General features: G+C 41.9%; 19 protein-coding genes. 12 read left to right on the top strand and 7 right to left on the bottom strand.

What is annotated here, in order from left to right:
- The coding region (locus QL986_RS18665; protein WP_290191820.1) for a ParA family protein at positions 1–142 on the bottom strand (142 nt) is incomplete at its 3' end.
- A 214-nt stretch (positions 143–356) separates the two neighbouring features.
- Here QL986_RS18665 and QL986_RS18660 point away from each other — a divergent pair.
- The 10 genes from QL986_RS18660 to QL986_RS18615 all read left to right on the top strand — a co-directional run bounded on the left by QL986_RS18660 (position 357) and on the right by QL986_RS18615 (position 10745).
- Positions 357–593 (top strand): hypothetical protein, encoded by a 237-nt coding sequence (locus QL986_RS18660; RefSeq protein WP_290191819.1) that lies wholly within the window; start codon positions 357–359, stop codon positions 591–593.
- A gap of 275 nt (positions 594–868) precedes the next feature.
- A complete protein-coding gene (locus tag QL986_RS18655) occupies positions 869–2305 on the top strand; it encodes a hypothetical protein (protein ID WP_290191818.1) in 1437 nt (478 codons plus the stop codon).
- Positions 2306–2842: 537 nt separating this feature from the next.
- Positions 2843–3055 carry a hypothetical protein gene (locus QL986_RS18650; RefSeq protein ID WP_290191817.1) on the top strand — a complete coding sequence of 71 codons (213 nt, stop codon included), beginning with the start codon at positions 2843–2845 and terminating at the stop codon, positions 3053–3055.
- A 48-nt stretch (positions 3056–3103) separates the two neighbouring features.
- Positions 3104–3466, top strand: a complete 363-nt coding sequence (locus tag QL986_RS18645; protein WP_290191816.1) for a hypothetical protein — start codon at positions 3104–3106, stop codon at positions 3464–3466.
- 11 nt (positions 3467–3477) lie between these two features.
- On the top strand, positions 3478–5088 hold the full coding sequence (locus QL986_RS18640) for a conjugal transfer protein TraG N-terminal domain-containing protein (protein WP_290191815.1): 1611 nt from the start codon (positions 3478–3480) through the stop codon (positions 5086–5088).
- Between the two features lie 19 nt (positions 5089–5107).
- Positions 5108–5320, top strand: a complete 213-nt coding sequence (locus tag QL986_RS18635) for a hypothetical protein (RefSeq protein ID WP_290191814.1) — start codon at positions 5108–5110, stop codon at positions 5318–5320.
- Positions 5321–5578: 258 nt separating this feature from the next.
- On the top strand, positions 5579–8011 hold the full coding sequence (locus tag QL986_RS18630) for a hypothetical protein (protein WP_290191813.1): 2433 nt from the start codon (positions 5579–5581) through the stop codon (positions 8009–8011).
- Between the two features lie 24 nt (positions 8012–8035).
- A complete protein-coding gene (locus QL986_RS18625) occupies positions 8036–8293 on the top strand; it encodes a hypothetical protein (protein ID WP_290191812.1) in 258 nt (85 codons plus the stop codon).
- 47 nt (positions 8294–8340) lie between these two features.
- Positions 8341–10365 carry a Calx-beta domain-containing protein gene (locus tag QL986_RS18620; protein WP_290191811.1) on the top strand — a complete coding sequence of 675 codons (2025 nt, stop codon included), beginning with the start codon at positions 8341–8343 and terminating at the stop codon, positions 10363–10365.
- Positions 10362–10745: a hypothetical protein gene (locus QL986_RS18615; protein WP_290191810.1), complete on the top strand. Its 384-nt coding sequence runs from the start codon at positions 10362–10364 to the stop codon at positions 10743–10745. Before QL986_RS18620 ends, QL986_RS18615 begins: the two co-directional genes overlap by 4 nt.
- A gap of 157 nt (positions 10746–10902) precedes the next feature.
- Here QL986_RS18615 and QL986_RS18610 read toward each other — a convergent pair whose 3' ends face one another.
- The 3 genes from QL986_RS18610 to QL986_RS18600 form a co-directional block, all read right to left on the bottom strand.
- Entirely contained in the window at positions 10903–11844 is a 942-nt protein-coding gene (locus QL986_RS18610) for a site-specific integrase (RefSeq protein ID WP_290191809.1), read from the bottom strand.
- Complete coding sequence (locus QL986_RS18605; RefSeq protein ID WP_290191808.1) at positions 11837–12067, bottom strand: hypothetical protein; 231 nt, start codon at positions 12065–12067, stop codon at positions 11837–11839. The genes QL986_RS18610 and QL986_RS18605 overlap by 8 nt, the downstream gene beginning before the upstream one ends.
- A 605-nt stretch (positions 12068–12672) precedes the next feature.
- Positions 12673–13098 carry a hypothetical protein gene (locus QL986_RS18600; RefSeq protein WP_290191807.1) on the bottom strand — a complete coding sequence of 142 codons (426 nt, stop codon included), beginning with the start codon at positions 13096–13098 and terminating at the stop codon, positions 12673–12675.
- 257 nt (positions 13099–13355) lie between these two features.
- Here QL986_RS18600 and QL986_RS18595 point away from each other — a divergent pair, with 257 nt between their 5' ends.
- Both QL986_RS18595 and QL986_RS18590 read left to right on the top strand, forming a co-directional pair.
- The gene (locus QL986_RS18595; protein ID WP_290191806.1) at positions 13356–13913 is read left to right on the top strand and encodes a recombinase family protein; all 558 of its coding nucleotides are present in this window, start codon (positions 13356–13358) and stop codon (positions 13911–13913) included.
- A gap of 215 nt (positions 13914–14128) precedes the next feature.
- Positions 14129–14617 (top strand): hypothetical protein, encoded by a 489-nt coding sequence (locus QL986_RS18590; RefSeq protein ID WP_188731859.1) that lies wholly within the window; start codon positions 14129–14131, stop codon positions 14615–14617.
- Positions 14618–14698: 81 nt separating this feature from the next.
- Here the strand turns inward: QL986_RS18590 and QL986_RS18585 are convergent, their stop codons facing one another.
- The 3 genes from QL986_RS18585 to QL986_RS18575 all read right to left on the bottom strand — a co-directional run.
- The gene (locus QL986_RS18585; protein ID WP_290191805.1) at positions 14699–16204 is read right to left on the bottom strand and encodes a hypothetical protein; all 1506 of its coding nucleotides are present in this window, start codon (positions 16202–16204) and stop codon (positions 14699–14701) included.
- 263 nt (positions 16205–16467) lie between these two features.
- Positions 16468–16728 (bottom strand): hypothetical protein, encoded by a 261-nt coding sequence (locus tag QL986_RS18580; RefSeq protein WP_290191804.1) that lies wholly within the window; start codon positions 16726–16728, stop codon positions 16468–16470.
- Positions 16721–17299: ParA family protein (locus tag QL986_RS18575; RefSeq protein WP_290191803.1), on the bottom strand; the 579-nt coding region annotated here is incomplete at its 5' end. The genes QL986_RS18580 and QL986_RS18575, both read right to left, overlap by 8 nt.

Below are 17299 nucleotides of genomic sequence, written 5' to 3'. Positions count from 1 at the left end.
TATTGAAAAGTGCCAACTGAGGATCGGCATCATAAGCTATGACTTTCTTACCGTATTGCACGGCTAAACAGTCAGCTAAATGCGCTGTTAAAGTTGTTTTTCCGACCCCTCCCTTCGGGGACCATACAGAAATCACTTGCATATGACCTTCCTGATTTATATTTATTAGTAACTTATAAAGTATATATAAAGTGTATTTTAAGTACTTTATATGTATTTAATAAGTATGTAAATAGTTTTCTTTTGTGCATGTTGAGATCGTTGTTGTGTGTGAAAAAAAAGATCTTGATCATGATTAGTTATCTGGTATGCTCATACAAATGCATTATCGTGCATTTGTATTTGAGGAGCGGGCGTTGGAAATAAGAATTTTAAGAGAACTGTACCATGAGGGGCTTTTGAAGAAGGCTTCGGTGGTTCCTGCTCCTATGGAACAAGATAGATGGTTACTGGTATTTGAGCGCTTGAATGGAGCTCAAGAAAAAATAACGAGAGCCAGGACTGATCAAGAAAAATTGTATAAAAGAATAAACGGCGCGCTTGTTGATGCCAGAGAAATAGGCTTTAAAAGTGTAACTGTAGAATTTCAATAAGCCAGAAAAGCGAAAACCGCTGGTGCGAACAGCGGTTTTACAGAGGGCTTAGCGGAGTAGTCAAATGTGCTTGCAAACAAACCTGACAGAGCAAAAACCCCTAAAAGTCTGGATAAGTATGGCCTGTCCTGTGTTTGATGTCAATTCAAAATCGAACAAACGAACACTGTTCGTTCGATTGGCGGACGCTATTCGTTCGGTGATCGTGTTCCCCACATTTACTTCCTCTAAGCTCGCGGCAATAAGTACAGTTGAACCTGTACCGCGAGGTTACTTTGATAAAGAGCGAAGCTGACAATAACCAGAAGATAATAAGACAGCTTTACCGTAAATGTCCTTCTACTGATTTCAATCAGCTGATGGGAATTGGTAAGGAAGCGTATTGCCGCTACGTATGGTCTTATCGTATAGCTGACAATGATTCGCCTTGGCGAGCTATTGGTACTCGTCAATCAGGTAAGAAGACGTGCAAGCTGTCTCAATTTTATCTTGATGCATCTATAGGGCGTGATTGTTCTATAGACTGTTTTGTGTCGCCTAACCAATTCTTCGATTGGCGCAATACTAAACAGTTAGCTTCACTGCATGCTAATTGGTTAGAAATTGATATTAATACGCCAGCAGGAACTACCAGGGAAACCAAAAAGTCTTTATCTAAAGAGCAAGAGGCTCAAGTAGTAAGTGAAGTCTTTAACCAGCTCGAATCTCAGGGCGTTCCTTTGCCAACAGGGTATGTGCTATCAGGCTCTGGTGGTGTGCATCTTTACTGGATGTATGGCGGTGTTGATGCATATAAATGGCGTGTTGCTGCATGGCGCGATATTGCATCGTCTTTAGTTAGCAAGTTGAAAGGTGGAAACCTTTGGCATGTAGACTTAGGCGCGAGTAAAGATCCGGCACGAGTGCTTAGGATGCCTGGTACAAGACACGGCTCGACTAGACGAACTGTGGAATTTTATTCTTGTGGCGATGTGTTCAGCTTTGAAGAGCTGGCAAAGTCTTTAAATGTTGAAACAGCAAAGCCTAAACACCTAACGTTAGTTCAATCAGCTTCAACACCTGTTAAACCCCGTAAGTCACCCCCAAAAGATCCGAACGTATATAAAAAACCCAATGGAGGGAAGCATACGATAGGGCAATGGTGGTTCAAGATATACACGCACATTCTTCAACATATAAATGCGAACCCAGTGAAAGAGGGGATGCGCGATAGTACGGCATTTATATTATTTGTGGCGCTAAGACACATTCAGGATGAGGAAGCTGCATATCAGCGCGTGAGACAGCTCAATGAGCGTCATATAGGCCTAACGGATGAAGAGCTCAACAAGTACCTGAAGACGGCGAAAACAACGCTGTATAAATACAAAAAGGACTCGATAGCAGACTATCTAGAACGCCAACTAGGTATGGATGTTTCATTTCTACACCAGGACAAAGCCAAACTCACTCCTGAAGAAGTTAAGGCCGCTAGGCAAGCTGCGGCTGAGTCAACGGCCAAGAAGAAAGCGGAATCAACTTTAAGTCGAATCCTAAGAGCTGCCAGGGAGCTTCTAACTCAAAATGTCACCCTAACTCAAGTATCTGTAGCTGCGATTTGTGGCCGGAGCGAGAGAACGGTTAGACGTTATTGGTCTGAGGTTATAGGTCATCCGGCAATTAGGTCCGCTTCTATATATTCCCCCCCACAGAGATGTCCGGTAGGAGGGTAAAAACCTCTATATTTCAAACAGAATAAAAGAATTAAAGTAGTTTATTATTCTTTTGGGCCTGTGGAATTCGTGAATTAAGCCGTGAGTGTGGGCAATGCGTGTGGGTAACTTGTGGTCGGCTTGCCCGTCCATGAGTTATCCATATGCTTGTCCATACGGTTAGGCTGTTGCGCGTAGCGTAAATTCACAAGTCCATAGGTCTTTGCATATTCTCTAAAATTAGGCATGCCTAATTTTTATTTAGATCACGATATAGACATTTCTCTCTATGTTGGCCATTCCAATATAGATAGAAATAGCTATGCTGTAGTAGCTTCAAAAAAACCCCCTTTCACTAACCCTAGTTTTTCGGGGATTTATTTTTGACTTTCGTTTAAGTTGGCTTTTGAGCTTTTATAAGGCTCTCTAGCTTGAAACTTTAGTAGGATTTTTATGCAACTTTCTTGCAACTTATTGGGATTATGCTAGTATGTTAATGGGTTTTTACAGAACAAGGGCGCTTTCGAGCTGCCCGTTATACGTAATGAGGAATGCTGTATGTCGGGTCTAGGCGAGGAGCTTAAGCTCGTAAGACAAAATCTAGGGAAACAGCGCCCCCTAGAGCAGTTAAAAGGAGAAATTCTTGAGCTGTTGGATAAGCATGGTGCTACCCAGGTAGAAGTTCAGGCTTGGCTTGAGCAATGTAAAGATGTGACAGTGTCACGCTCTACACTATCTAGGGTAATTAAAAGCTGGCGCGAAAGCACTTGAGTCGTTAAGAGCCTTCGCGCCTCTCTTTTTTAACAGAGGGGATTAGTCGTGAAGGGCTGGAAAAAAATATTATTTTGGGTTGGCGTTTTCTTAATCGCTCCCTGGTTGTTAATTATTTTAGCGTCTCAGTTGGGATCGCTATTTTTATCCCCTTCAGGGGAAGGTGTTATTTCAGGACTTGAATCCCTTCGGGATTGGAGTGGGTTGAAATTGATAGGTATCGCGTTAAGCGTATTTATCCTTTTTTTTGGAAAAGGATTTGCTGCCTGGTATATCCGGACCCGCATTCCAAAACCTGAAGATGTTTCTGATGAGCAATTTGAAGCTGCATCGGTCAAAGCTGTCAGCTTACTTCATTGGTTACTGCTACTAGTCGTAGGCCTTAACCTTTTTTATATCTTATTTGTCTAGCGGGGCCAGCTATGATTCTGGACTCGTTGATCGACGCTTGGGGAATTGCATTAGGCCTTAAAGCTGCATCGATATTGTGGGATGTTCTATCTGATTCCGCGATCATTCTAATCCCTTTGATTTTCTCTTTATTTAAAGGGGCTGAGCGTATTTTACTTGAGGGGTACGATGATGCTACTTATCGCTCGGTCGTATATAAGATTTTCGCGGTATGGTTTGTTTTCACACTAGCGGTTGTACCTTCTGTTACCTTTAAGGTAACGGATATTAAACCTACCCCAAAAGCTTGTTCGTCTGCTGAAGCACAGGTTTCTCAAGCATTAAGGGAAAGTGATAACGAATCTCCGGAAGCGATACGAGCATCAAGCGTACTTGAGGAAAGGTTTGATGCGGTTATCGATGGTGAGCGTGTTCGCGTGTCACCTTTTATTTGGGTCACGTTAGCAGTCTCTCAGGCGATTAAAAATGAGTCTGTGAGCCGTTTACCGTGTGCTACTGATATTCGCTTAATTCGCACTGAAATGTCCTCCACACAACTTCCACCTGGTATGCGGCAAGAAGTGTCTGATTTTGTAAGGCAGTGTTACTGGCCGGCACGTCGTAAGAGTATTGAATTAGACGTATTACCTCCTGAAGAATACCTTTGGCCTGGTCATCGAAGCTTTATCGAGACAGTCGGCCTTTACGATAATAAAGGCGGTGATGGATTTTATTCCAGAACGGCAAGGTACGGCTTCTCTACTTCGTCAAATGCGCTCTCTGAAACAGAAAGCCTTCCAGCTGGATATGGATTTCCAACTTGCCGCGAATGGTGGGTTGGTGTTGATAGTGATCGGGAATACTCACTAAGACATCGTTTATTTGAAGCAACTCCTAATTGGATAAAAGAGGAAGAGGACGGTGTTTGGGCAATTATTCGCGGATGGTTCACTTCTGTCGAAGAGGAAGATGCTTACCTTGATAAGCGTGATGCAATTGTTTCTCAGGTTTTCTTTACGAATAAATCAGCGTCAGATTTTGGTTTTACCGGTGCATCCGATTACGGGCTTGATTCTGGTGATACTGGATTCATGGATTATGCCGGTAGGTTCCTAGGAACCATCGGGGTCGCACTTGGTTCCATCCCTCAAACAGCCGGTGCATCTATGCTCCAAATTGCAGCGCCTTTAGCAAAGCCACTGATTTTATTGGTCGTGCTAACAGCATATGTGCCTGCAATGCTCGTTGGTTCTTTTCAAGCAAAGCATGCTCTAACGTTTGCATCTGTGATTGCCAGCATTATGTTCTGGCCGTTTCTTTGGGAGTTGGGGAGACTCGTGGATGACACGTTGCTTGAAGCTTCTGGCGGTGTCCTTTTCGGTAGTTTGGGAATCAACCAGGCAATGCTTTCACAATGGTTGTCAGGTTTCTTTTTCGTTTACGGTCCTGCGCTCTTCACTATGGCGCTTGGTTGGGTTGGTATGGCAGGAGCTGACATCGCACAGTCTAAGACAAAGGGTGTTTCATCAGCGGGTAGTGCCGGACAAAGTGGTGCAGGTAAAGCTGCCTCAGCTGGTAAGGCCGCAGGTAAAAAAATGTCTAGTGGCGCTAAGAAAGCTGCAACTAAAGGGGCAGCTTCTTGATGCTAAATGAGAGGTCATTATGAGTAAAAATAAATTTGTTGGATGGTTGGGAAAAGCTCTAACCGTAATTTTCTTCTTTGCTGATGACGAAGAAGAGCGAGCCAGAAAAGAAAAGAAAGACCTTGAACGCTTTTCTGATGGGGTCGGAGGTTACAACATTTCTGGTGAGCATATGACTTCTGATGAAGCCAAGGCGCATAGAAATTTACACGGTACTGACTATGACTATTAGCGGGGCCACAGATGGAAGTTTTTAGTGCGACACTTGGTGTAGATTCAGTCACCTTTTCGATGTTTTTGACTTGGCTGTTAACTGCTATGGCCGTCATTTTTTCGGGAATGTGTCTCATGGGTATGTATAACGAAGTAATCGAGGGCGATATGGATTGGGCTGATGTATTAATTCGAGTCGTGATCCTCGTTGCATCGATAACATTTCTATCAGTTGTTTATCTGTGACGTAGTCACACTTTATTGAAAGGGTTTTTGTGTGATGAAAGGGCTACAAAAACAAAAGGGTTATGGTGCGTTACTCATGATAGCCCTTGTAGGTATTTTGGCATTGGGTAGTACTGTGTATTACAAAACCCGAATGTCACAGCCAGAGAGTGTTAGGGAAACCTATGAATCATCAGCTGAAGAGTTACGTCAGATAGCTAGTGCCTTAACTAAGTATTACCGTGAGAATATGTCTTGGCCATCATCATTAAATGACTTGGCATTAGCCGGTTATTTCAATGGTGATGCAGCTCGCTGCGGCGGTGGAAGTGTTTTCCAATCATCGTTTTGCACTGCTATTTTTGGAACACAGGTAGGAGACGACTACACGCTTACAGTTAATTTGCTGAAAGAAGGAGTTGCACAGGCAGTAGCAAACCAGATTCCAGGTGGTTCGTCAGCTGGGACTACTGTTACGGCAACTATCAATAGACCTTTTCAGTCAGCGCTTTATGACGATTACTTACAACGAGTAGAAGACCCTGATAATCCGCAACGTACTCAGTTAGAAGTTGACTTGGACATTAACAATAATGACCTGGTTAATATTGGTTCGCTTAATGTTCAACGAGCCACTTTCGATGATGCTGAATTTACCACTGCCGATATAGAAAGAATTAACACTGAAGAGGTTCAACTAGGTAATAACAGTATTACCTATGCGGGTAATCAGCTAAATGTTAATGCTGGAACGGTGAGAGCCAACGGTACGCTGTCTATGAATGGCGATATTGTTGGTAATGGCAACGATATTACTGGAATTGATTCTGTTTCAGCAAACATCGGCCAGTTTGATTCTATAAGCGCTGATAGCGCGGCAATCAATAGCCTTAGCGGTGACTCACTGGATTATAATAGCGGTAGTATTGATTCAGTGAGCGGTAATAGGCTCACGTTCGGTAATGGTTCAATCACTGCACTTGACGGTAATACATTTACCTACAACTCAGGCACTATAAGCTCAGTATCCGGTAATACCTTGGACTTTAATAGCGGTAATATCAGTTCTTTATCAGGTGATTCATTGTCGTATGGAACAGGTACTGTGAATACGTTAAGTGGTAATACGCTTACTTATGGCACGGTGAACGGCACGAATGGTAATTTTGATAGCGTGTCAGCAAATAGCGGGTCTATTGGCAATATGAGCGTTACAGGAACGGCAGAGTTAAACAGACTGTCATCATCTAACGGTAATGTGACTAATTTAGATGTTACTACAGGTAATATTAATAGTGGCGAGGCAAATAGTGCTTCAGGTACATCGGTATCGAGCTCTGGTACATCGACATTTAATGAATTAGATAGTAACCGTATCGATACCAATAGCTTTAAAGGTCAGACAGTGCAAGCATCGAGCGGTAGCACTTCTGGTAATGCGTCTACGGGTTCTGTATCTGCATCAAATCTAACGGTGAATAATCGCCTTCAAACTAATGTTGTCGAGTCTGATAGTTCATCTGTAGGTAATGCATCTGCATCAGAGTTAGCTATCCAGGAGACGCTGAATGCTTCAGGAATTAACGTCACACTGGCAAGCTTTAATAATGCCAATATAGGGAGTGTAAGTGGTTCAAATTTAAGCGCTGATACCGTGTCCGCTAGCCAGTTTAGCGGTGGTTCGTACACTAGCAATGATGATTTTTACACGCCTCAAAGTTCTGTTAATAACAACCATCTTTTGATTACCGAGCAGCGTAATAAGCTGGATCATTGTATGGATGTAACAGAGTACTGCTTGCCACAGACTCCATCAGTTGATGTTAGTTGCCCAAGTTGTACGGCGTTTGGCAATAGAAGTAGTTTTTCTTCCACAATAACAGGCACTATTTCTGATTGTAGGCAAGGGTGCTCATATCGGTGGGCTACATCTGGCTCAAATCTTAATTTCACTGGGTGTACCAGCGGTACAGTATCAAAAGGAAGTACCGCTTCACCTTCATGCAACGTTTCAGCTTCAGTTGCCCCACAAGCTTCAGCAACAGGCACTGCAACGCTAATAGTAACTAATAGTCACTATAGCGACAGAACTGCTAGTGATAGCGTCAATATCCGTTATGACAACAGAACACCAATAGACCCGTTCAATGATTTACTTCATGGTTGCTGGGTAGACACTCTTGCATTTGATAAGGCATCTTATTCAAGTTGTTTTGGTCGAGTTGAACACCCAAAACTTGGACAGGCAAATTTCTCGGTTGGGGATTATTTAGGCCGAGAAAATTATGAATTTTCTAATTCAGCAGAGTGGGATGTTGTATGGTCTGGGGGATGTACTGGAGTAGGTAGTAAATGCACAACAGGTGGTGTTGGCGATATAGTATCAACGGCTTCTGTTACTCATGTACCGTCAAATAGAACTAAAGAATTCACTGTCTGGGCTACTGTTTGTCAAATCAAGAATGGTGAAGCAATAGGTTGTTAGAATAATTTTAATATTGGGATAATTATGGAAAAAAATGGGCTTTTTCTACGTTGGCTAGAAATAGAAAAAAAAAGAGATTCACAAATTGCAGGCATTAACCGGCTAAATGAGGCTTGTGGCACATCCTACTCCAAAACATGGCCAGGAGTAATGAAAACCAGAGAATACAACATGGAGCGCATTCCTTTAGAAGTTAGGCGATACATGATGAGGCAGGTTTTACCAACGTTGATAGATGTACAAAAAAAAGACATTGAAAAGTTGATTGTTTCATTGACCTAGGTACTACGCAGCGTTATACTTTTTATATCGTGATGTAGGAGATTGATATGAAAAAATCAGTATTTAATTTGAGTTTATTTGCGGCATTAACAGCATCTAATGTGAATGCCTCGGTTAATGATGTTCGCGCTATTTCAGTAAACGAAGTTCATGTACAAAATTTACCAAAATATGCATATACCAGGTCGTTTAACACTGCGTCTCTAGGTAATGAAAACAGCAGTGGGGTAGTCGCTGATGTAGTGGTTTTCTATCAGCCCTCATACTTTGCTAAGCACGGTGAATATGAAGCAACAAAGCGTGTTGAAAAGTGGTTTGAATTGGCAAATAAAACTTATCGCACACATGGATATGACTACCAGTTAGCGATAAAAGATATTGTGCCTGTTGAGTCTATTGATGACGATGTACCTTATCAGGATGTGGTCGATGAAGACGGTAATATCGTGCAAGATGGTGCCGATTATCTATTCTCATTGGCTGCTTTAAATGAAGGCAATCCAGAGTATTCGATTTATCAAGAAAAGTGGAAAGCGGATCTGGTTGTGTACGTTAGAGAGCAAAGGCCAGAAGACACTGTACTTGGATTAGGCAGTATTGGCGGTGAGTATGCTTCTGTACTCGATGACAACTCTGAACCTACTATGTATACAGCTTTGGCACATGAAGTGGGTCATTCTTTAGGTATGAACCATGAAGAGGCTAAGGCATATGTAGGCCCTGAATATGCCAGAGCAACGACCTGTGGCGGTAATTACACTCTTATGTATTCTGCTTCACCAATGGCTAAGACTTTGCACCATTACTCTTCACCTGAGCTTTCAAGTGGTGGTGAGGCTTGCGGTAATGAATCAACCGCTAATAATGCTCGCGTTCTGGAAGAAAACTTTGTCGCAACAACACAGCGCCGTGTAGGTGTTGAAGCGTTAGGTGTTGTATCGTTTGCTGAAACTGCTTTCTCAGGCAATGAAAAAGATGGAGTTGTGATTACATTGCAACGTGATGGTGACTTGTCACAAGTGGCCTCGGTTAAATTGTTCGCGGAAAGTGATACTGCTGAATGGGGCGTTGATTTTGTTGATGCTTATGTTCTGGCAGAGTTTGAACCAGGTGCGGCCACTGCTGAAGTGGTCTACCCAATGGTAAAAGACAGTGAGAGTGAAAGTACCGAATCTTTCTCTGTTACCATGAAATATGCTTATAAGTTGAGTGTTGGTGATGTGGTTACTGCAACGGTAAATGTTGCTGATGGCGCTCAAACTGGCACGGCTGGTATGTTCTCAGTTACTGGGCCTTCAGAGTTGAATGAAGGTGACTCAGGTGTGTATGTTGTAAGTCGCGTCGGCGGTACTGGTGAGGCGGTTGTTAATGTCTCTGCCGTTGCTGGTAGTGCCGTGGCTGGGTCTGACTATGTTGTCCTAAATGAACAGCTTGTATTTGCTGAAGGTGAAGTTGAAAAATCGGTTACTTTGGTGACTGTTGATGACCAAAAAGCAGAAACGAAAGAAAGTTTGACTATTGAAATTAATAGCCCTAGTGAAACTGCTGAGTACGATGTTAAGAGCGTGAATGTCGGTATTATTGATAACGATGATGCGGTAGAGCCTGATGCTGGAACATTTGCGTTAAGCGCGTCAGCGACTAGTGTTTCTGAAGCTGCTGGCAGTGTAACACTTACGGTTACTCGAAGTGGTGGTTCTGAAGGAACGGCTGTTGTACGAGTTTACACGGTGGCTGGTTCTGCGATTGCGGGTACTGATTTCACAGAGTTAAATCAAGAATTGACATTCGCTGATGGTGAAACTGAAAAAACACTCATTCTTCAAATTCTGGATGACTCAGATGATGAATCTGGCAATACTTCTTTTGATATTGTTATTGAAGGGGCGGGTGTAGAAGTGACGACAAGTACCGTTACCATTACATTAACTGACAATGATAATGCCAACTCTGGCGGTGACACTGGCAGTGAAAAAAGTGGCGGAAGCACTGGATTGATGTTTATTCTCTTGTCTGGAGTTGCTTTATTAAGGAAAAAATTAGGCATGCCTAATTCGAGGGTTCAACTATGAACCCTCATCACCTTAGAAGACACAGTGAGTTAAGACCTTATTTTCCTGCGGCCTACATATACAAAATGCAACTCAAAGGGGTAGATGAGTTGCCGAATATAGAGTGGTTGCATGAAGATATTGAGCCTTCTTCAGAAGAGGAACTGGTACATCACTTACTCTCACATCCTGTTTTTATGACCAGCGTTCAAAATGAAAGAGGTGAAGAATGGGATGTTCGAATGGAAAGCTTTATTAGTTTTAGGGAATCGTCAGAAAGTGTGACGGTGTCACATATATCTGATGAAGATTACGATCAAAAGATCATGGAAATTGCTATGTGGTTAATTTCTTTGTGTCACTGGGATAGAGGAAATCAGGATAGCTTGGATAGTCATTAAGTTACTTGCTATCCTTTTGACTACCCAGTGTTTTATTAAAAAATATTGCCCAAAAGGCTATTACTGCTAATATCATTAAATTGCTGACAATTACTGGTCCCATAACCTTCCCTCTTTTCGCTTCAATTTGGCATGCCAAATTCAATAATAGCTCAGTTTAACGCAAATATACTTTTGTAATTCCCTCTCTCAAATGGCCGAGCTCATGAGATACCGTTTTATACGCCAAGCTCCTTGATAACCCTGCTCTTTGAAGCTCTCTCATTCTTTCTTGTGCGTAACTGTGTCTTACGCCATGCGCTCCACTGGAACGGAACAATGTTCTTTTTGATGCAGCAGAGAAGCTGCTGGACCAATTATTACCCCCGCCAATGTTGTAGTGGGAACGGTAAAATACTCCTCTGTCTTTAACTTGCTGTGGTTGCGCTAATCGGCGTGATTCAAGTTTTTCCACCAGGTGAACGGGTATCAATACTTCTCTTTCCAATCCGCCTTTTCCAACTACCGTGTAGCGTATACCGTTACGAGCATGAAATAGAGTGGTTTTTGTCTCTTCTCTTTCCTTCCGATATTCAACTTCTCTATCATGAAGAGGCTTGAGTGTATAAAGTTCATGAGCTCGCAATCCTGCTGCGTGAGCTATTTGAGTCGCTATAGCGTGTTTTTCAGATTGTGCTGAAGCGATCATGGACACTTGTTGGCTGGTATACGCTCTGCCTTTTTCGATTTCATCTTTAGTCGATTTGACGAAAGATAGACGATCTTTTTTATCGGAAATATCCAGTGCTTTGGTTACATTAAGCATCATTGCCTGGATAGCTTGACGCTCCTGATCTAGTGTTTTTTGTCCTACTTCTTCAGAACGAACATCAAGGTATTGCTTGGCTTGCTCGGGAGTAAGTTCTCTTAGACTGATGTTAAATTGTTGATTAACGTAACGAGCAACTTTTTTAAGACAGTTGGTGTAACCTCGGGCAGTGCCTACAGATTTGATTGGCTTGTCTCGGCCTTGCATACGAGCCATAATTTTTGCAGCTTGTTTTTGTGCAATACTTTCCGCTTTTTGAGGGCTGAGTGGGCTTTTCCTAAATCTAGCCATTCTTTTTCACCCAGCGATATACTGTAGACCAAGCTACGCTTACTTTCTTTTCTTTAACCAGAAAGCGATGAATTTGGGCTGTTGTATTCCCCGCTCGATGAAGTGCAATAAGGATATCCGCGTGCTCATCTAAACTTGATCGATAAAATCTCGGTTTTCTAATTGCTTTGGTTAACTGCTTTGCCTTCTCAGTCTCTTTTTTAACATCGAATTCTTCAATCATATTTTACCTATAATGAGTTGTTAGAAAATCATTCACTCGTTGAGTGAATGCGGTCCCAGATGATAAATACCACCTGGGCCGTTTCGCCCCAGTTCGACGCATAGCGTCAGGCTCGGACCGATCTCGCCTAAATCCTCATTACGTGTTAACGGCAGCTCGAAAGCGCCGATTTTTAAGATCGCCAAAAAATGCGGCGAGGCATGATTTATAGAATATTAAATCTTTCTTGTGGGTCTTCGTGACGTGTTGAAGGCAGCTCGAAAGCGCCTATTTTTTTTGAATCCGGAGCAGAAAGCTCTCGGTTGTTTCATGAGTAATAATAGGGCAACCCACCCCCTTTTGCAAGGCCGGATTTTGTGCGTGTAAAAATATGCGCGCAAATGCTACAGGCCGCTGCGGACGCTGTGTAGGGACGAGTTTACGAGTCTTACACAGCGTCCGCGAGCGGACGGCCTTTAGCGCCAAGCCGCGAAGCGGTGAAGGCGCTATGAAAAGGGCAATTGCTCCTGATGCCCTTTTCCCAAAAGGGGGGGGTTGCCCGATGGCACGGTGTTAAATTTAGGCTGGGATAAGCGAAAAGAGGGGGAGGTGTGACGTAGTCACACCTAGCATTTTTTTCGTTGCTTTGCTCGATTTGCAACGGGAGGTTTTACCTCGTGGTAGCGGTCCTGTATGAGCATTGCCAGGTAATCTTTTAAGGTCATATCTTCAGCAGCCGCCAAGTCGTTCAGGTCACTATAGACATCCCTCTCAAGCTCTATGGAAAGAACATCTTTATTACGTCTTGATCTCTTTTTGCGAAGTGCAGCTCTAAAGGAGTTGAGCTGTTTATTTTGAAGGTATTTTTTACACCAGTTGTTTAGTTGTTCAGCTGTTAAATCTTCGTTAAGCCGTATAGCTCGAAAGGTGTCTTTAGCTTCGTCTTCTTTTCCTAAATCGTCGAAATCGAGATAGGTTGGGTCGTTCTTAAGTTTATTGAAGATATATGCCCAGGCATCATGTTTATTTTCGTTAGTTATAGAAAAACGCATGTGTATTTCCTATCTGTGACTGTGTCACAGAGTATAACATAACCTGTGACACTGTCACAGGGGAATTAGGCATGCCTAATTTTAAAAATCACATCTCGAACATAGACGTCTTTGACTATGATGGCCATGTAAGTTGGGTGTATAAAAAACGGTAGTTTTTTATACATAATAAAGTTACCTGGTAGTGACATTATTTAAAGAAGGAATTGTGTATAAAAAGCCATATAATAATCTACGTATAGAAAAGGTATGAGATTATGATAATAGGGTACGCTCGCGTATCATCAGCATTGCAAGACACTGCAATGCAACTCGATGCGCTAAAAAAAGCAGGCTGTGAGAAAATCTTCCATGAAACTTATTCCGGTGCATCAAGAGATAGGCCAGAGCTTGAGCGGTGCTTCGATGCGTTACGGGAAGGTGACTCTTTGGTTGTCTGGCGACTTGACCGGTTAGGTCGAAGTTTAAAGGATCTTGTTTCCTTGGTAAGTGAACTTGAGGAGCGCAAAATAAAACTGAAGTCATTGACTGAAGCTATCGATACAGCTACATCTTCAGGGACGTTGGTTTTTCATATTTTCGGTGCGTTGTCCGAATTCGAGAGAAACCTTATTCGAGAGCGAACGCAGGCTGGTCTTGCTGCGGCTAGAGCTCGTGGGCGTAAAGGTGGAAGGCCTAGAAAAATGGACAAGAAAGCAGTTCTTAAGGCCAGAGCAATGCTAACAGATCCTTCTATAACTAAAGGTGAGGTTGCGAAGCACTTTGGTGTTACGCGGATGACTTTAAACAAAGCTATCTTACTATATCAGGAGTGATAGCTTTTCTGCCTGTTATGGTGATAGTTGCAAATTGGTATAATATACCCCATAATATAGATGTAGCTTGTGGCGGTAGGAACATCCCCACGTTAAAAACCCAAATTCCTTGTTTGTTGTGGCGGTAGGAACATCCCCACGTTAAAAACCTAAATTCCTTGTATTTGCTACCGAAAACCCCAGTTTAAGACTGGGGTTTTTCGTATGGAGACGAAGTGGAATTAAAGAAACTATCCCCCTCATTTTATACTGATAATGTACGTGTAGAACAAGCATTAGACTTTGACATGCAGGCCGGTTGTTGGCTTGATATTGATAATAAAGTTCGCGGGCACGGTGTAGTCAAAATCACTATACAAGGCCTGATGTTTGCTATACCTGTACGATCCCACATAAGGCACGAAGCTTCTTTCATTCTTCAAGTCGACAGAAAAAATAGGCACATAAAAGGGATGGGCCTAGATTATTCTAAAGCTCTTCTTATTAGAGATGAACGTCATGTGGCTGATGATGTATTTGTTTTGCGTAGCAAAGCAGCTGGTCGAAAGTTAGTTGATAAGGAAGAGCATATCACTAAGCAGTTTACCGGATACGTTGAGAAATATATTTCATCCGTTCAGAAAAATGACCGAAATGTATTGAATAGCTTTGAGTATCGATATACGACGTTGATTAACTATCATACAGAGTTAGGCATAAAGTAAAATTAGGCATGCCTAATTTAGAAGCATAGAAAATAACTTATAAAGCACTTATTAAATACTTATAAAGTACTTTGTAAGTATTTAATTAATGTTGTTCAATGGGTGATTCACAAAATGATCGCCAAAAGTTTTTATCAAAGCCTTGTTCTTTGAGTCTCTTATTTTTCTCGAAACGTCCCTATAATCTCTGTACACAATTTTATATTGTTTTGTGTTCTGCTGAGCTTTATTTAGTTTCGTAATAGCTTCATCGTCAAACATACTTGAAGTCCAGAATTCAAAAACTAGATCTCGGTCTCTCCAATCCGGATGCACTAGGGCGAAGGCTCTAAATATTGGTATCTGCTCAGAGAGCCAGTATTTGACATCATCACCCGATACTCGCTTGTTAAACCCATACCCTTTTCCCTCGATGAATCTGACTTCTTGATGGTTAGAACATATGACATCGGCTTCTTTCATACCTTTGGGTGTTTGACAAAGACGATTTAACTCTACGGGATGGGAGTATTCAGCTCGCATAGTCTCAGCTATTATGTACTCGAATAAAGCCCCTCTTAACCTACTTGCGGCACCTTCAATTTTTCCCAACGAGTTAAATATAATATCGATTTTTTCAGGTTCAATTGAGCGAATGGCAACCTCAGAAAGAATATCTGTTAGTTCTTTTAATCCTCGTGCTGTCTCGTTATCAAAAATTGCAGAAATTGTTGCTGGAGAAATGCCCTGGGACTTAAGCTTTTTAAATGCTGAATCGCTGAAGGAGTGTGCAAAAAAGAAGCAGAGTTGCTTGCCTACATTTTTTAAACACCTTAGAGCATTTAGCTTTTGTAAATATGGCGCTATTCCTGTCTCGCTAACCTCATGATTAAGTAGAATGTCACATACAACAAATCCCGGGTTAGGTTTTGAACTGTTGTTCGGGAAAGTTACAAGAGGGCTTAGATAGGAAGGACCAGCCAAGTCCCAAGCGGTGGTACTGACTGTCGGGTTTTTTTCTAATGAACGAACAGAAACTTGGTTGTATGAAATAAACCCAAGTTTTCGCATCCAGCTTTTAACTCCACGAAGAACAAGTTCTTCGGTAAATAACCTCGCTTTCATTGCCGGTATTAATGTTTCAATGTGATTCACATGAAGCCCTAGGTATATGCAGGGTCCTATACCTTCGACGTGTATTTCTTTAAGTAGATTTGCAGATTTTAATTTATTGAGTACAACTTCAGCCGCTAGATGTTTTTTTTGTTTAATAGGAGCGCCGCAGGCTATTTCAAAATGCTGCCTTGGCATAATACCGCCCCTTTCGCTCAGTGCTGTTATGGCAAAGCCATATGCAGAGTTAGTTGACAGTAAAGCTAGTTCCAGGCGAACCCAGTACAAATTGCTACCGGCTTGTTCCTTTAGAAAAAGGAATTTGGCTCGTCTCGGGAATGACAGTTCTAATCGTGAAATGTCCTCGCCAGCCCTAGATACTCTTTGTCTCGCAGCATCCGGAGTTAGTTTTAACGTGTTAACTAGGTGCTCCGTTATTTCAGAGCTCAAAGCTGGTCCGTGTTTTTTTAGGTATTTATGAACCAAATTATTCATGTCACACTGCGCTATATATACAAGATAAATTAATATAGGACCAAAAGAAAAGGCCTAATAGAGACCCCTTTAAAATTGGGGGCTACAGAGGTGTTCTTTTTGGCTTTTAACTAAGAGTGTCACAGTCGCCAAAAAAAGGCTATGGAATGTGCCTATAGAGAGCGGGAAGTTCAATTTGGCATGCCAAATTGAGAATCAATTAAATAAATATATAAAGTATTTTATATATATTTATAAAGTACTTCTAAAACACTTCTAATATATTAGCTTTTTTGCGATATTTGCTTCTCTGCGGCTAATAGTGCTTGCTGCCTTATATAAACAGCGACTGGAATACCAAGCTGTTCAGCTGCTTCTTCTATTAATTTATATTCAGAGTTATTCATGTTCATAGTAAACCTGGGCTTCCTTTTTTTCTCTTCAGGAATAGAAGGTCTGCCCATTTTTACTTCTTTATTATTTGAACCTGACTCCCAGCTGCTCTTAGAGTCAGATTTTGATTCTTTTATCCAGTCCTTAGCCATTAGACTTCTCCAGGATTTTCGTAACCAGAGTTCTTACTTCATTTCGGGCTCTGGTTGTTCCGTTTAATTTATCGGTGTCGCGTGTGAAAATAGTTTTGTAGTCATTCATGGTTCTTGCATATATTGCTAAGTAACTAATTAGCTCGTGTTCTGGTGCTAAATGAGTTTTAACTTCTTTTTGATCACTGACTCTTTTGTCGAAGCAACTTAGAACATTGATAACTCGCTTTTCCGGAACTAGATTATTGACTGCTTTCGCACTATCTAAATCGAGGCGAGATGCTCTAACGGGAACAACAACTACAGAGCTATTCTGGATAATCGTTTTTTCATGGCTACTTAGATTTGCAGTTGGTCGGAAGTCAACAATAAAGAAATCACAGTTTGGGCGTTCGCTTGGATAACTATCTGTTACATCAAAAGCGAACCCGCCTCTTTTGTATGTATTGAAAAGTGCCAACTGAGGATCGGCATCATAAGCTATGACTTTCTTACCGTATTGCACGGCTAAACAGTCAGCTAAATGCGCTGTTAAAGTTGTTTTTCCGACCCCTCCCTTCGGGGACCATAC

Source organism: Pseudoalteromonas sp. APC 3250, assembly GCF_030407915.1.
Taxonomy (GTDB): Bacteria; Pseudomonadota; Gammaproteobacteria; order Enterobacterales; family Alteromonadaceae; genus Pseudoalteromonas; species Pseudoalteromonas tetraodonis.
The sequence above is the reverse complement of the archived record's forward strand: the minus strand, read 5'-3'. Positions and strand labels throughout refer to the sequence as shown.

Excerpts from the sequence above, each read along its gene's own strand:
- QL986_RS18585 (WP_290191805.1), bottom strand. The coding sequence starts at position 16,204 with ATGAATAATTTGGTTCATAAATACCTAAAAAAACACGGACCAGCTTTG.
- QL986_RS18595 (WP_290191806.1), top strand. The coding sequence starts at position 13,356 with ATGATAATAGGGTACGCTCGCGTATCATCAGCATTGCAAGACACTGCA.
- QL986_RS18650 (WP_290191817.1), top strand. The coding sequence starts at position 2,843 with ATGTCGGGTCTAGGCGAGGAGCTTAAGCTCGTAAGACAAAATCTAGGG.
- QL986_RS18600 (WP_290191807.1), bottom strand. The coding sequence starts at position 13,098 with ATGCGTTTTTCTATAACTAACGAAAATAAACATGATGCCTGGGCATAT.
- QL986_RS18620 (WP_290191811.1), top strand. The coding sequence starts at position 8,341 with ATGAAAAAATCAGTATTTAATTTGAGTTTATTTGCGGCATTAACAGCA.
- QL986_RS18580 (WP_290191804.1), bottom strand. The coding sequence starts at position 16,728 with ATGGCTAAGGACTGGATAAAAGAATCAAAATCTGACTCTAAGAGCAGC.
- QL986_RS18615 (WP_290191810.1), top strand. The coding sequence starts at position 10,362 with ATGAACCCTCATCACCTTAGAAGACACAGTGAGTTAAGACCTTATTTT.
- QL986_RS18605 (WP_290191808.1), bottom strand. The coding sequence starts at position 12,067 with ATGATTGAAGAATTCGATGTTAAAAAAGAGACTGAGAAGGCAAAGCAG.
- QL986_RS18635 (WP_290191814.1), top strand. The coding sequence starts at position 5,108 with ATGAGTAAAAATAAATTTGTTGGATGGTTGGGAAAAGCTCTAACCGTA.
- QL986_RS18625 (WP_290191812.1), top strand. The coding sequence starts at position 8,036 with ATGGAAAAAAATGGGCTTTTTCTACGTTGGCTAGAAATAGAAAAAAAA.
- QL986_RS18640 (WP_290191815.1), top strand. The coding sequence starts at position 3,478 with ATGATTCTGGACTCGTTGATCGACGCTTGGGGAATTGCATTAGGCCTT.
- QL986_RS18610 (WP_290191809.1), bottom strand. The coding sequence starts at position 11,844 with ATGGCTAGATTTAGGAAAAGCCCACTCAGCCCTCAAAAAGCGGAAAGT.